We start from the raw sequence: 14391 nt of genomic DNA on the forward strand, positions 1-14391 counted from the left end.
GCGCTGGAGGGGGGCGGGGAGCAGAAGAACGTGGTGGCGGCTCCCTCGCAGGCGCGTCCCGCGGTGCCGGCCGTGTCGTCGGGTCGGGCGGACGAGCGCGTTCCTCTGCGGGGGCTGCGCAAGAAGATCGCCGAGAAGATGGTGCGCTCGAAGTTCACGATGCCGCACTTCGCCTTCGTGGAAGAAGTGGACGCGACGGACCTGGTGGCACTGCGCACCCGGCTCAACGCGCAGCTCGCGGCGTCGGGTGACAACACCAAGCTCAACTACCTGCCGTTCATCATCAAGGCGACCATCGCCGCGCTGAAGAAGTTCCCGCACCTCAACGCCAACTTCGATGAGGCGGCGCAGGAGCTGGTGGTGCGTGGCGAGTACAACATCGGCATGGCGGTGGCGACGCCGGATGGCCTCACCGTGGCGGTGGTGAAGGACGCGGACCGGCTGACGCTGGCGGAGATTGCTCGCGAGACGGCGCGTCTGGGAGCTGCCGCGAAGGAGCGGAAGCTGAAGCTGGAGGAGCTGACGGGCGGCACCTTCACCATCACCTCGCTGGGGCAGAGCGGTGGCCTGTTCGCCACGCCCATCATCAACCACCCCGAGGTGGGCATCATGGGCGTGCACAAGCTCAAGAAGCGCCCGGCCGTGGTGAAGGATCAGATCGTCATCCGCGACATGATGAACCTGTCGCTGTCGTGCGATCACCGCGTCATCGACGGCTCGGTGGCCGCGGACTTCGTCTACGAAGTCATCAAGTACCTGGAGAAGCCGGACCTGCTGTTCCTGGCCATGGCGTGATGTCTCGCCCAGAGGCCCGGGTGGTGTGGTCGCCCGGGTTTCGAGGCTGGGATGTCCCCTGGGCCGCCGGGGAGGGGGCTGACCGCTCGCCGGCGATTGCGTCTCGTGGAATGCGTCGAGGCCGGGCGGTGGTCCACCAAGACGGTTAGGCTCTGTCCGTATGGCCGAGAACCCTCGCGAGCTGATCCGCGCCGCGCAGTCCGCCGAGCTGCGGGGTGACGTGACTCGCGCCGTGGAGTGCCTCCAGAAAGCGGCGGCGTTCTATCGGAACGCGGGCAATGCCCCCCGAGCGCTCCAGTTGCTGCGCCATGCGCGCAGGCTGGATACGAGCCGCCTGGACATCCTCGAGGAGGTGAACCGCCTCGAAGGGATGACGGAGACGTTGCCGGCGACTGAAGGGGGGGAGGAGGACGACGACGGCCAACTGCTGCTGTCCGTGGAGGACCTCCCTCTCCCTGAGCTTGTTCGTCGGCAACGCCTCATCCAGGACGCGCTGCGCGACGTGGAGTCGCAGCCGACAGGGAAGTCCCCCGAGCTCGCGGCCTGGGTGCTGGACACGGAAGTGAGCGAGGACCTCCAGCGGCTCGAGGCCCAGCTCGCCCGGGTCGCGGCCTCGGTGGACCCAGGGGCGTCCGAGGGGCAGAAGCTTCATCCGGCGCGGAGCGCGGCCTCCGTGGACCCAGGGGACTCGAAGGGGTTGGAGTTCCTGTCCGCTCAGAGCGAGGCCTCGGTGGAGTCAGGGGGCTCGAAGGGGTTGGAGTTTCTGGTCGGCCGGAGCGCGGCTTCGGCGGAGTCCACTCCGCGTGGGACGGTTCCGTCCGTGGCTCGGGATGCGTTGCCTTCTCGCGGTTCGGAGTTCGTGCGTGCGGAGCGACCACCTGGCGCCGTGGACGAGCAGCTCTTCGAGTCACGATGGAGACCCGGCTCGCCGGAAGGTGAGGAACCGTTCGGAGATGGGCTGCTCGCGCCGACGGGGCAGTCCGATGCGCGAGACTCGGATGTGGAGGCCTTCGCCGCGCACGCGTCGGAGGACGACACCACGCCGAGGCGCAGGCGCGGACCGCGAATCATCGAGCGCGGACCCGCTCGCGCGGACGCGGCGCTGGATGCGTGGTGCTCGTTCTGCTGCCGGCCTCGCGCGGAGGTCGGAGACCTGGTCGCGGGACCGGCCGGTGCCTTCATCTGCAAGGCGTGTCTGACGGAGTCCGCATCGCTGCTCGGAGACGTGAGTCCCGTGCCGCTCCCGACGCGTCCTCGCTCGCCGGTGCGTGCCTCGGCCGCGATGGACTTCGTGGGCCAGCCCGATGTCCGCTCGTCGATGGAGCGAGCGCTCCAGTCGGGTTCTCGCTGCGTCCTGCTGGTGGGGGCCGAGGGCTGGGGCAAGAGCGTCCTGCTCCAGATGCTCCAGCGACAGGGCAGGGGGGCCATCACCCCGGTGGCCTCGCTCGCGGAGGACTCGTCGGCCTCGCCCCTGTTCGTCGAGGACGTGGATCGTCTGAGCACGGAGCACCAGGCCGCGCTCTCCGTCTTCCTCGCTCGTGAGTCGCGGCCCTCCGTGGTGCTCAGCGCGCGAGGACTCGCACCCGAGCCGGGGAAACTCAGCCTGCGCGGAGGCGAGGAGCGCCTCTTGGTGCCCACGACGGAGGCCCTGTCGCGCGCGGTGCGAGGCGTCATCCCCGTGAGCATCCTGGAGCACGTCCAGGTTCTGCTCAGTCTGCACCCGCCCACGCGCGAGGACTACGTGGAGATGGCCCGCGCGCGACTGGCGCTGCGTGCGCCGGGGACCTCGCTGTCCGACAGCGTCCTCTCCGCCTTCGCCGCCGAGGCCGAGCGCTCCCCCCGCGCCGGCCATGAACTCCAGGCACTCCTCCAGCGGGTTCCCCCAGGTACCTGGGAACTCGAGAACGTGACGAAGCCGACGCCCCCTCGAAAGGGCCGGCGGAAGGGAACGTCGTGAACACCATCACCGTCTACCGGCTCGGCCGGGTGGAGTACGAGGACGGCCTCAACCTGATGCGCCTCTTCGGCGACTCACGTCGGGAGGGCCTGAGCGGCGACGTGCTGCTGTTGCTGGAGCACCCGCCCGTGCTCACGCTGGGCCGGGGCGCGAAGCGGGAGAACATCACCGCCTCCGACGCGAGCCTCTCCGCCGAGGACGTGAATGTCTTCGAGACCAACCGGGGTGGCGACGTCACCTACCACGGGCCCGGCCAGATAGTCGGCTACCCCATCTTCCTGCTCCCTGAGTCGCGCCGCGACGTCCGCCGCTACGTGCGTGACGTGGAGCGCTCCATCATGCAGGTCCTGTCCGAGTGGGGCATCACCGCGGGCCCCATCGTCAAGTGGCCCGGCGTGTGGATTGGCGAGGAGGGTGCGCCCGACGCGCGGAAGATCGCCGCCATCGGTGTCCACCTGTCCAGGTGGCTCACCACGCACGGCTTCGCGCTCAACGTGAACACGAAGATGGAGCACTTCCGCTTCATCGTGCCCTGCGGAATCCGCGAGGCCGGTGTCACCTCCATGCAGCGGGAGCGCGGGCACGCAGTCCCTGTCCCGGATGTGGAAGAGGCGCTCGCCCGGAGCTTCTGCGCCGTGTTCGACAGCGAGCGCGTGGATGCCCCCGCGCCCATGCGCACCGTCAGCATCGCCGTCGTGCGAGGTCGAGGCCCGGAGGCGCGCGTGTTGCTCGTGCGACGTCGTCCCGAGCGCGGCGGCTTCTGGCAGATCCTCACCGGCCGCGTGGAGGATGGAGAGTCACCCACCCAGGCCGCGATCCGAGAGCTGGAGGAGGAGACGGGCCTTCGACTTCCCGTGGAGGACCTGGCCTACCGTCACTCCTTCGCCATCGGCGAGACGTTGCCGCCCGTGCTCGCGGAGGAGAGTGGCTTCGCCGTCCACGTCGCGCCGGACACCGAGGTCCGCCTGGGCCCCGAGCACGATGACTTCGAGTGGGTGGACGTCCCCACCGCCCTGGAGCGCCTGCCATTCGCGGGGCTGCGCGAGGCGGTGAAGCGCGCGGTGTCAGCGCGCGACGCCTGAATGAAGCCACGGCCGCGCCCGCTTCGCGCGGCTACAGCTTGATGACCATCGACTCCTTGGCGGCGATGGCCTCCGGGCGGCGCCTGCGCACCTGCCGCAGCAGCTTGTCCATGGCCGCGTCGTCGCGCGAGGGGTCATGGTGGAAGAGCACCAGCGTCTTCACCTGCGCGGCGTCCGCGGCGGCCACGGCGGCCTGCCATGTCGAGTGCCCCCAGCCCGTGCGCGCCGGCCCACAGCGGCCGTGGTACTCGTCCTCCGTGTACATGGAGTCGTAGATGAGCAGGTCCGCGCCCCGCGCGAAGTCGAACAGCCCCGAGTCCAGATCACTGCCGTGCTCGACATCCGTGGCGTAGACCACGGAGCGCCCACCGCACTCCACGCGGTACCCCAGGTTGCCGCCCGGGTGGTTCAACTCCAACCAGCGCACCTGGGCGGGGCCGAGCTGGAGCGTTCCTCCCGGAGAGAGGTCCCGGTACGTGAGCTTCGCGCGGAAGGCCCCCTCCGCCGTCACGGGGAAGTAGGGCTGCACCATCTGCCCACCCAGCAGCTCCCGGGTGGTGCGCCCGTTGCGTGACGGCCCGTTCAGGGTCAGCTCGCTCGTCGGGATGAAGATGGGCGCGAAGAAGGGAAGGCCCTGCAGGTGGTCGTAGTGGTAGTGCGAGATGAAGATGTTGCCGCGCACCGGCCCGGGGGGGCCCATGAGCAAGGAATCGCCCAGCGCACGCGCTCCCGAGCCCAGGTCGAAGATCAGCAGCTCGTCCCCACACCGCACTTCCACGCACGGCGTGTTGCCGCCGTAGCGCTTCGTCTGCGGACCAGGGGAGGGGATGGAGCCGCGCACTCCCCAGAAGCGCACCTCGAAAGGCACACGGGCTTGATTACGCACGACGGCGTTGCGCCGCCGCGCAGGCGTCTTCTCAGCCGGCCTTGGCTTCCGTGTCGTCGTCCTCGGCGAAGAGCTCAATCAGGTGCCCCGTACGCTCGCGCTTCGTCCTCAGGTAGTCGACGTTATGCGGATTGTGCTCGGTCCGGGAAGGGATTCGACGCAGGACGGGAATGCCTTCCTCCACCATCCCGGCGATCTTCAGCGGATTGTTCGTGATGAGGTCCACCGAGCGTACGTCCAGCGAGCGCAGCATCTCCGCCGCGATGTCGTAGCTGCGCAGGTCGTCCGCGAAGCCGAGCTGACGGTTGGCCTCATACGTGTCCAGCCCCTTGGACTGGAGGGCGTACGCCTTGATTTTGTTGCCCAGGCCGATGCCTCGGCCTTCCTGTCGCAGGTAGAGCACCACGCCCAGCTTCTGCTGGGTGATGAAGTCCAGCGCCCGGTCCAACTGCTCGCGGCAGTCACACTTCAAGCTGCCGAAGACCTCGCTCGTCAGGCACTCGGAGTGGATTCGCACCGGCACCCCTTCCTCAGCGGACACGTTGCCCGCGACGAGCGCCACGTGCTCTCGACCGTTGCGGCGATCCCTGAACACGATGGTCCGCAGGGGCCCCCGCTCCGTGGGGATGTCCGCCTCCGAGAACCGCTCCAGGTGCTGCGTCGGTTTACGGGTCGGAAGAACCTGGGGTGAGCGAATGTCCGACATGATGGTTCATTCTCCAGATGCGAGGCCCCCTGTTTGGTGCCCCCATGCGCGCAAGTCAAGGCGGACTCACCACCGCTGCCGCCTGAAATCCTCCGCAAAGATGCACGATGGACGGCTCCGGTTTCTCAAGCCCCCCAGGAGAGCGGCAACAATTCCACCGGGTCTCCATGAGACAAGCTGCTGGCTTCCCGCGCGAAGTGCAGCAGATGCGTGGCCGTCGCCGCGGAACGGAGCACGCCCGACGTCTGGGTGGCCAGGGGGCGCGCCCAGAGGTTGCCGTCCTTCCAGGCAGCCGTCACCCGGACGAAGTGCGCCAGCCCTGGAGGCTTGGACAGCCGACCGTCCAGGCGCCCAGGCACTCGCGAGGGGTCCACGTCGGTGTGGCCGAGCAGCCTGCGGAGCGCCGGCCTGACGAAGAGCTCGAAGGTGACCAGCGACGAGGTGGGGTTGCCCGGCAGACCGAAGAACAGCGTGCTCCCGCGCTTGCCCACCACCAGCGGCTTGCCCGGCTTGATGGCCACGCGCCACAGGTGCTGTTGCACCCCGATGGCGGCAAGGACCTCCTTCACGTAGTCGCGCTCGCCCACGGACACGCCCGCGCTGGTGAGCACCACGTCGAAGCCGTGGGCGCGCGACAGGAACTCGCCCACGGAGTCCCGCGTGTCCTGGGCGATGCCCAGCAGGGACGGGTGCCCGCCCGCGCGGCGGACCGCGAGCGCCAGTGACGGGGCGTTGGTGTCGACGATGCGGCCCCTGGGGGGCTCGTCGGCGCGGCACAGCTCGTCGCCCGTGGAGAGGATGGCCACCCGGGGCGCGCGCGGCACCGGCGCCGACAGGATGCCCTGGGCCCAGAGCAGCCCCAGCTCGGGGATGCCCAGCGGGGTGCCTCGGGCCAGCAAGAGCGTCCCTTCCTTCGCGTCCTCGCCGCGGGGCCTCACGTGCTGGCCCGACTCCACGGCCTCCAGGATGTCCACCTGATCCGCGCCCCCATCCGGCACGGGGCGGACCCGCTCGCGCATGACCACGGCGTCCGCGCCCACGGGGAGGGGAGCGCCCGTCATGATCCGCACACAGGTGCCCGGTCGGACCTCCTGGCGCGGCGTGCCGCCCGCGTAGACGGTCTCCAACACCGGCAGTCTCACTGGCAGCGAGCCCGCCAGGTCGTCGGCACGCACCGCGTAGCCGTCCATCGCCGAGTTGTCCCAGGGAGGCAGCGTCCGCTGGGCAAGCACGTCCTCCGCCAGCGTCCTGCCCAGCGCATCATCGAGGGCCAGCCACTCGGCCGACAGGGGCGTGGCCAGGGCCAGCACCCGGGCTCGGGCCTCGTCTTCCGGAAGCAGCGTCGCGGCGTCGTTCATGGGCGTCATCTTCAGCCCGGTTCGCACCCAAAGTCCGAGAGAAAATCAAGTGTTAGTTTGACAGCCCATCTGATCATCGTTACAAGCTCCAATCATCGCGAAGCCTGCCAGTCCTCCTGGGGGTGGCGTGGCAACCCGTTGAAAGTACACGGGAACTCTCAAGGAGACAGCGTCGATGGCCAAGCCCAAGTCCGGGGCCAAGAAGGCGACTCCCGCTGGAAAGACTGGCGCGAAGTCCGCCGCGAAGAAGGATAAATCCGCCCGGCTGGACCTGATCAAGAACGCGTCCAAGCGGGTCGCTACCTCGACGACGAAGCTGGTGAAGGGGGTCGGGGATTCGGTGACGAAGGGCGCGAAGGCCGCAGCGAAGAAGGCGGCCGTCGAGACCGCTCCCGAGAAGGAGAAGGTCATCGAGAAGGACAAGGCTGTCGAGAAGGAGAAGGCCGCGGAGAAGGCGCCTTCCAAGAAGTCAGCGGCGAAGCCCGCTCCCGCCGCGAAGTCCGCGACGGCGAAGGCGGCGGCTCCCGCTGCGAAGACTCCCGCTGGAACGAAGGGCACGACGGGCAAGGGCGCCGGAAAGGCCGCCTCCGCTCCCGCGGTTCCCGCCGTGGAGAAGCCGCGTCCTCGCGCCACCAAGCTGCCGCCCCCGGGCGAGCCGCTCACCAAGCGTGAGATGGAGCAGCTGCTCACCGCGGGCGAGGGTCGTGGCGTGATGGGCGAGGGCAGCCTCAAGGGCCGTCTGGTCGTCCTCAACGAGATGCCCAACCTGGTGGTGGTGGGGCGCGACAAGCGAGAGCTCACGTTCCTGCTGCAGGGACCGGATCAGGAAGTCCTCCCCGCCTACGTGAACCACAAGGTCTCCGTCAGCGGGATGATCCGCAAGACGACCAACCACGGCGGCGTGGTGGACGTGCGCAAGTACTCCGCGAAGAAGCCGGAGGCCGAGGTCGTGGAGGCTCCGCCCGCGGACACCGAGCCCCGGCTGCGCTACCTGTCGCCCGGTGAAGTCTCCATGGTGACGGCGGCCGGCATGGGCGCGGGCATCAAGGGCTTCGCGGCCGTGCGCGGAAATCTGGAGATGAACGGCGAGGAGTTCATCCTCGTCGTCTCCAACGGCGGCACGCGCCAGCAGGTGTCGTTCCTCATCGAGGGCAAGGCCGCCGTCAAGAGCCTGCGCAAGAACGTGGGCCACACGCTGCAGGTCATGGGCGTGGTGGACAAGCTCTCCGGCTGGGGTGGTCGCATCACCGCGGAGAACGTGGAGCCGCGTCCGTCGGAAGCTCGCGCCGTGTCGCGCGACGAGATGGAGATGGTCCACATCGAGGGCGAGGTGCCCACGTCCGTCGACGTGAAGCTCAACCACGGCCTCACCGTGCGCCTGCCCGAGCAGCCCGGGTTCACCTGGGCCATCGAGCCGACGGCGGCCAAGCGCGTGGGTCTGCGCGAAGCCAACTTCGAACCGGGCCCCAACGGCGGCTCGGCCACGCGCGAGTTTTTCTTCACTCCCCGAAACCCGGGGACTTTCGAGGTGGAGTTCTTCCTGGCCAAGGCGCTGACGCCGGGCCTGGTGGACCGCTCCTTCAAGATCAACGTCACGGTCAAGCCCTGAACTTCGCTTCCTGGAGAAGGTTCCGGGAAGCAGTCGGTCGCCGGGGGGTTCCCGCCCGGCCGCTTCGGGCTTACCCGTTCCCGTAGCGGCCGAGCCGCGACCCCACCGTGAGCATTTCTTCCGACCTTCTCCAGCAGATCCTCTCCGACGCCGACCACCCGCTGGGCATCAAGGAGCTCCTGCGACTCGCGGGCCTGCACCCTGGCCAGCAGACCGAGCTCAAGCGCTCCCTCCGGGACCTCGTGCGTCAGGGCCACATCGTCAAGGAGGGCAAGCGCTTCCTGCGCCCCCAACCTCGGCGTGATGACGGCCTGCCTGTTCCTCCCCCCATAGCTCCCGACGTGCCGGACGTCGTCGCCGTGCGCGGCGACCACCGACCCCGGCAGGAGAAGGGGCGCCCCTACGACGCCCCCACGCGCGAACGCCTCACGGGCCAGGGTGCCCGAGGCCAGGAGGGCGGTGGCTTCAAGGGCCGCTCACCCAACGCCCAAGGCTCGCGAGATTTCGCGCGGACCGACGGCGCGCGTGGCCGCGAGCGCCGGGACTTCAACAAGCCGGGCTCGTCGCGTCGTGACGAGGGGCGCGAGCGCTTCGGTCATCGGGGCCCGCGTCGTCCGGCGTTCGGCGAGGTGTTGGACACGGTGGAGGGAATCCTCCACGTCCACCGCGACGGCTTCGGCTTCGTGCATCCGGTGGGTGGAGAGGGCGAGAACATCTTCCTGCCTCCCGCCGAGGCGCAGCGCGCGCTCGACAATGACCGGGTGGTGGTGGAAGTGGCGGGTCGGCCCGGCCGGTACGAGGGGCGCCTGGTGCGCGTCGTCGACCGTCGCCGCGAGCTGGCGGTGGGCGTCTACACGACGCAGGGCCGCCATGCGCTGGTGCTGCCCACCGACACCAGCCTTCCCGGCCCCATCCGCGTGCCGCAGACGCAGATGGCCCAGGAAGGAGACCTGGTGAAGGTGCGCCTGGGCGTGGGCGCGAACCTGTTGGAGCCGGGACGCGGACTGTTCGGCGAGGTGGCCGGCTCGCTCGGCAAGCCGGGGACTCCCAGCTCGGAAGTGATTGGCATCGCCTACTCGCAGGGCTTCTCGGACGAGTTCCCTCCGGAGGTCATGGACGAGGCGGACCGCTACGCCGTGAAGGTGTCGGAGGAAGAGGCGAGCGGCGAGCAGCGCAAGGACCTGCGCTCGATGCAGCTCGTCACCATCGACGGTGAGGACGCGCGCGACTTCGACGACGCGGTGTACGTGGAGGACCTCGCGGGCGGGTGGCGGCTGGTGGTCGCCATCGCGGACGTGACGCACTACGTGCGCGAGCGCAGCGCATTGGACGCGGAGGCCCTGCGTCGCGCGACGTCCGTGTACCTGCCGGACCGCGTGCTGCCCATGCTTCCGGAGCGGCTCAGCAACGGCATCTGCTCCCTGCGGCCGGACGAAGACCGGCTGTGCATGGTGGCGGACATGACGTTCGACGCCCAGGGACAGCGGCGCTCGTCCACGCTCTACCCGGCGGTGATGCGCAGCGCGGCGCGCTGCACGTACAACGAGGTGCAGGACGTCCTCGACGGCAAGAGCGTGCCGCACCGCGATGCCTTCAAGCCGCACTTCGAGAAGATGATGTCGCTGGCCCGCGCGCTGATGAAGATGCGCAAGGAGCGGGGCGCCATCGACTTCGACATCCCCGAGCACAAGGTAGTGCTGGGCAAGGACGGCCTGCCCGAGCGCATGGACAAGCGCGAGCGCAAGGACAGCCACCGGCTCATCGAGGAGTGCATGCTCGCCGCCAACGAGGCGGTGGCGCGCTTCTTCCAGGACGAGGGCCTGCCCACGGTGTACCGGTTCCATGGCGAGCCGGACCCGGAGAAGCTGGCTGCCTTCGGGGCGCTGGCGCAGGCGTATGGCTTCAAGCTGGTCATCGACGACGGCGTGTCCTCGAAGGAGCTGGATGCGTTCATCAGCCAGCTCACGGGTCACCCGGAGCAGCGGGCGCTGAACCAGCTCCTGCTTCGCTCGATGATGCAGGCCGTGTACACGCCGTCGAAGGTGGGCCACTACGGCCTCGCGGCGGAGCACTACCTGCACTTCACCTCGCCCATCCGGCGGTATCCGGACCTGCTGGTGCACCGGCTGTTGAAGGCGCACTGGGCGCGGGAGGGGCGCAAGCCGTCCCTGGCGATGTTGGACCGCGAGGAGGAGAAGCTCGAGGACATGGCCATGCAGTGCTCCGACAGGGAGCGCGCGGCCATGCAGGTGGAGCGGGAGGTGGTGTCCTTCTACGCGACCCTGATGATGAAGGACCGGGTCGGCGAGGAGTTCGCGGCCACCGTGGCGGCCATCACCGACTTCGGGTTCTTCGTCGAACTGGACGCCGAGCACGTCGAGGGTCTGGTGAAGGCGGAGACGCTGGGGCCCGGCTCGAAGCTGGACAAGCAGACGCACTCGCTCGTGTATCCGAACGGGCGGCGCGTGCGCGTGGGGCAGAAGCTGCGCGTGCGACTGCTATCGGCGAATCCGACGGCGCGGAAGATCGACTTCGACGCGCTCCAGTTCGCGGGCGAAGCGCCGCTGTCGCGTCATGAGGGTGGCGCACCCGCGCGTCGTCGCCCCGAGCCGCGCGAGCAGCAACTGCCGTACGGCAAGCCCAAGCCGGGCAAGCCCGGACAGTGGGAGCGCGACACGACCAAGGGAGCGCCGGCTCGCTCCTGGGCCGCGCGTGAGGAACCCTCTCGTCCTCGTGGGCGCTTCGTGCGCGAGGGGCGACGCGAGGAGGCCTCGCCTCCCCGCAGCGAGTCCACGTTCAAGAAGCCCTGGCGAGACGACACGGCGAAGACGCAAGCCGGTCTTCCGGGGGCTCGGTCTCCGGGAGAAGCTCACGGGCCGAAGCGGCGGATGTTCGTGCGGCCGGAGCAGGGCGCGAGCTCGGATGTGAGCAGCGCGCCCGTGCAGGAGACGCAAGAGGTCCGCGAGGAAACCGTTCCCGAGGTGCCTGACACGACGACGTCCTGGTCGGATCCGAGCACGAGCGAGAGCATGGGGGCGTCACCGCATCCCGGCTTTGACCGGCTGCGTGCGTTGGCCTCGCAGAGCCAGCCCGTGGGGAAGGGTGGCCGGCCCTCGCAGCCGCGTCATGGGCAGGGGCCGGGACGTGGAGGCAAGCCCGCGTCGAAGGACTCTCGCTTCAACCGCCCCGCATCCGTGTTCGTGCCTCCGAAGCCGCCCGCGGAGACGAAGCCCGAGTTCGCGCCAGAGAACTGGCAGCCTTCGGTTCCGCCCGAGCCTCCAGCGAAGCCGCCGGTTCGCGAGCAGCGAGAGCCCGCAGCGCGTTCGACGCCCGAGGTGGCGGCGGCGCGGCCCGCGGAGGTCCCCGCGAAGTCGCCTGAGCGTCTGTCGCCCCCAGCGGCGGAAGTCCGCGCTCCGCCTGTGTCCGAGTCGCCTGTGGCTCGGCCCACGGAGGTAGCCACGCAGCCAGGGCCCAAGAGCGAGAGCGTCAAGCCCTCGCCCGAGAAGGCACCGAAGCGCACGACCGCCGTCAAGCGTGGTGCGGCCAAGGCGTCCTCGGAGGCGGCCCCGGTGGCGCGTTCTCCGACCGCGAGACCGAAGGCGGTGGGCAAGAAGCCCGTCGTCACGGTGAAGAAGGCCGCTTCGGGCAAGGCTCCGGCTCCGGTGAAGAAGGCCGCGGCAAAGAAGGCCGCTCCTTCGAAGCCCGTCGCCAAGAAGTCGCCCAAGGCCAAGGTCGCGAAGGCCAAGGTGGCCACGGCGAAGCCGACCAGGTCCAAGGTGCCCAAGACCCAGGTGAAGTCGCCCCGGTCGAAGGCTCCCAAGGTCCAGGCGAAGAGCGCGGCGAAGCCCGGCAAGTCACCTGCGTCGGGTGGCAAGGGGCGCGGCGCGGTCAAGGGGCGGACGAAGCGCTGAAGCCTGTCGCTGACGTGTATCGAGGACGCTGGACTGGAGATTCGCGTGCTTCACCGTCCTCGCTACATGCCGGCCGACCTGTCTTCGGCGCCGCTGTCCTTCGCTTGGAGCAACGAAATCGCTGTCTCGTTCAGCGATCCGAACGCGCAGCCTCGGCAGTTGGTCGAGAAGATCTGGTCGCTCGACTACAAAGCCAAGGCGGCTCTTGGCCTGGCTTGCCTGGAGTGGGTGCTCTTTCGGCTGGATGGCCACACGGATGTCGGAGATCCGCTCCAGCGTGTCGAGGCCGCCTGGGCATCCATCCTCGACACGGGCTATGCGAGGAGCCTGGATTTCGACGACGTCCGTGACGAGGTCAATCGCAAGGGAGATCCCGACGGGCCTCGCCAGAAGGCGCTGATCCTCCTCGATGACCTGCACTTCGCCTGGGGCAAGAGCCGCACGGCGCTCGAATGGACCGCGGTCAAATCCGCGCACCTCGCGCGCAGGGTGGTGCCCGCGTCGAGTGGGTACGAGGACTGGCTGGAACGCACCTTGGCCGCACTGAGCGCGGCCCATCCGTGCAGCGCTGGGTTCTCGCACAGCGCACGGACCTTCGACCATTCCGCCGAACCACCGATTCCGCGTGCCTGGTTCGAGTCGCTCACCGTGCCTCTCGATGAGGCGGCGGACCGCGCCGCATGGGACGCGTTCCTGCGGGGATTGGACCCGGCCGACAACCCCTACCTCGTGCTCGCGGACGAACTCCGCGCAGAGGGCTTCAGGGGCGAGCCGTATCGACTGGCCTGAGCGCGCGCCCATTGGGGCCACTCGAGGCGCGCGACACTGCCACCTGTCCCGTGTGAATTTTTCTCCAGGGACCTCGTCCTGAGCGTGCCCATGGACATTGACGGTCCATGGTCAGTCCTCCTGCACAGTCCCCCCGGAGATGACATGTATTCGCGCGCCCTTGTCTCAGCCCTGGTTGTCTTCGCTTTCGTCGGTTGTGCCGGAATGACCGTGACCACGACCTCGACGGGGCTCGACGGTAAGACCACCGTTCGCAGCTCGGACCCGGCGGAGCAGGCACGCATCGACGCGAAGGAGCGCGACAAGGAGGCCTACGCCAAGGCCATCGCCGAAGCACCTCGGCGTTCGCCCCAGGACCCCATCCAGGTCGCCGTGTTCGAGACGACGGTCGCCGAAGCGCTCTCCAAGGCGCTCGACCGGAAGCAGCTCGACGAATCTCTCCGGCGCGAACTCTCCGCCGACCCCCTGTTGCGCATCGTGCCGGTGACTGGGCTGACTGGCAGCGCGGCGCGAATCGGTGCGTCGGATGAGGATCGCATCGCCGCCGCCCGTGAGAAGGGCATTTCTCCGGATGTGTGGGTCATGCCGCATGTCATGCTGGAGGACGCGGTGGGGTCGAGCGGCGGGAGGCTTGTCTCCGTGAAGGCCTTCACGCTTCTCAGTGGCGTGGTGTCCGCGTACGGGACTGGCGCGACGCAGTCCAAGGAGCAGGGGACGGTCTTCCAGAACGCGCAGGTGGTGAGGAACGCGGCGATGAGCATTCGTGCCGCCGTCGTGGGGGGACTCGGGCCGAACCTTCCCGACCACGAAGCGGTGGCCGCGCTGCAGGAAGAGCGTCGGCGGAAGGCGGCGGACACCATCGCGGAGCAGGCTGGAATCCTCCCCGAGGACGACACCGCCACCCGGATGAGGAAGCTCATGGACCTGGCGAAGCAGCCCAAGCAGCCGGCTCAGTCGTCCGCGCAGGAGTAGGCAGGCGACGCCGTTGGGGGACGCCCCTCATTTCCACCGGGCGCTCTCCTGGGGCGCTATAACGCTCTCGGTTCAACTCGAGGAGTCACCGTGGGAATGATTCGGCTCGTGGGAGTGATGCTCGCCGTCGCGGGCGGCGTGTTGCTGTGGACGGGACTGAATGCGCGCGAGTCGTTGACCGAGCGCGCGACGCAGGCCCTCACGGGCAAGTACAGCGAGAACACCACGCTGTACATCGCGGGCGGCGGCGCCGCGCTGGCGGGCGGCATCCTCCTCGCACTTCTCGGCGGCGGCTCGCGCAAGCGTCGTTAGCCGCGGACCGACCC

At 69.1% G+C, this 14391-nt stretch carries 11 protein-coding genes; 8 read left to right on the plus strand and 3 right to left on the minus strand.

The window, feature by feature from the left end; all coding sequences use genetic code 11:
• The 3 genes from FJV41_RS26365 to lipB all read left to right on the plus strand — a co-directional run.
• A partial coding sequence (locus FJV41_RS26365) for a dihydrolipoamide acetyltransferase family protein (RefSeq protein ID WP_141645319.1) occupies positions 1-795 on the plus strand: 795 nt, incomplete at its 5' end.
• Between the two features lie 160 nt (positions 796-955).
• The gene (locus FJV41_RS26370; protein WP_246137421.1) at positions 956-2752 is read left to right on the plus strand and encodes a ClpX C4-type zinc finger protein; all 1797 of its coding nucleotides are present in this window, start codon (positions 956-958) and stop codon (positions 2750-2752) included.
• Positions 2749-3834, plus strand: a complete 1086-nt coding sequence (gene lipB / locus FJV41_RS26375) for a lipoyl(octanoyl) transferase LipB (protein ID WP_141645320.1) — start codon at positions 2749-2751, stop codon at positions 3832-3834. Before FJV41_RS26370 ends, lipB begins: the two co-directional genes overlap by 4 nt.
• A gap of 31 nt (positions 3835-3865) precedes the next feature.
• Here the strand turns inward: lipB and FJV41_RS26380 are convergent, their stop codons facing one another.
• The 3 genes from FJV41_RS26380 to FJV41_RS26390 all read right to left on the minus strand — a co-directional run bounded on the left by FJV41_RS26380 (position 3866) and on the right by FJV41_RS26390 (position 6784).
• On the minus strand, positions 3866-4702 hold the full coding sequence (locus tag FJV41_RS26380; RefSeq protein ID WP_141645343.1) for an MBL fold metallo-hydrolase: 837 nt from the start codon (positions 4700-4702) through the stop codon (positions 3866-3868).
• A gap of 49 nt (positions 4703-4751) precedes the next feature.
• On the minus strand, positions 4752-5426 hold the full coding sequence (ribA, locus tag FJV41_RS26385) for a GTP cyclohydrolase II (RefSeq protein WP_141645321.1): 675 nt from the start codon (positions 5424-5426) through the stop codon (positions 4752-4754).
• A 125-nt stretch (positions 5427-5551) separates the two neighbouring features.
• A complete protein-coding gene (locus tag FJV41_RS26390) occupies positions 5552-6784 on the minus strand; it encodes a molybdopterin molybdotransferase MoeA (protein ID WP_141645322.1) in 1233 nt (410 codons plus the stop codon).
• 175 nt (positions 6785-6959) lie between these two features.
• Between FJV41_RS26390 and FJV41_RS26395 the strand changes: the two genes are divergently transcribed.
• The 5 genes from FJV41_RS26395 to FJV41_RS26415 all read left to right on the plus strand — a co-directional run bounded on the left by FJV41_RS26395 (position 6960) and on the right by FJV41_RS26415 (position 14377).
• Positions 6960-8393 (plus strand): protease inhibitor I42 family protein, encoded by a 1434-nt coding sequence (locus tag FJV41_RS26395; protein WP_141645323.1) that lies wholly within the window; start codon positions 6960-6962, stop codon positions 8391-8393.
• A 107-nt stretch (positions 8394-8500) separates the two neighbouring features.
• Entirely contained in the window at positions 8501-12304 is a 3804-nt protein-coding gene (gene rnr / locus FJV41_RS26400; RefSeq protein WP_141645324.1) for a ribonuclease R, read from the plus strand.
• Between the two features lie 66 nt (positions 12305-12370).
• On the plus strand, positions 12371-13093 hold the full coding sequence (locus tag FJV41_RS26405) for a hypothetical protein (protein ID WP_141645325.1): 723 nt from the start codon (positions 12371-12373) through the stop codon (positions 13091-13093).
• Between the two features lie 204 nt (positions 13094-13297).
• Positions 13298-14065, plus strand: a complete 768-nt coding sequence (locus tag FJV41_RS26410; protein ID WP_246137422.1) for a PIN domain-containing protein — start codon at positions 13298-13300, stop codon at positions 14063-14065.
• Between the two features lie 96 nt (positions 14066-14161).
• Positions 14162-14377: a DUF3185 family protein gene (locus FJV41_RS26415; protein WP_141645327.1), complete on the plus strand. Its 216-nt coding sequence runs from the start codon at positions 14162-14164 to the stop codon at positions 14375-14377.
• Positions 14378-14391 lie beyond the last annotated feature (14 nt).

Origin of the sequence: Myxococcus llanfairpwllgwyngyllgogerychwyrndrobwllllantysiliogogogochensis, from assembly GCF_006636215.1 — a bacterium.
GTDB classification, from domain to species: Bacteria; Myxococcota; Myxococcia; order Myxococcales; family Myxococcaceae; genus Myxococcus; species Myxococcus llanfairpwllgwyngyllgogerychwyrndrobwllllantysiliogogogochensis.

Excerpts from the sequence above, each read along its gene's own strand:
- FJV41_RS26390 (WP_141645322.1), bottom strand. The coding sequence starts at position 6,784 with ATGAACGACGCCGCGACGCTGCTTCCGGAAGACGAGGCCCGAGCCCGG.
- ribA (WP_141645321.1), bottom strand. The coding sequence starts at position 5,426 with ATGTCGGACATTCGCTCACCCCAGGTTCTTCCGACCCGTAAACCGACG.
- FJV41_RS26395 (WP_141645323.1), top strand. The coding sequence starts at position 6,960 with ATGGCCAAGCCCAAGTCCGGGGCCAAGAAGGCGACTCCCGCTGGAAAG.
- FJV41_RS26410 (WP_246137422.1), top strand. The coding sequence starts at position 13,298 with ATGACCGTGACCACGACCTCGACGGGGCTCGACGGTAAGACCACCGTT.
- FJV41_RS26370 (WP_246137421.1), top strand. The coding sequence starts at position 956 with ATGGCCGAGAACCCTCGCGAGCTGATCCGCGCCGCGCAGTCCGCCGAG.
- FJV41_RS26405 (WP_141645325.1), top strand. The coding sequence starts at position 12,371 with ATGCCGGCCGACCTGTCTTCGGCGCCGCTGTCCTTCGCTTGGAGCAAC.
- FJV41_RS26415 (WP_141645327.1), top strand. The coding sequence starts at position 14,162 with ATGATTCGGCTCGTGGGAGTGATGCTCGCCGTCGCGGGCGGCGTGTTG.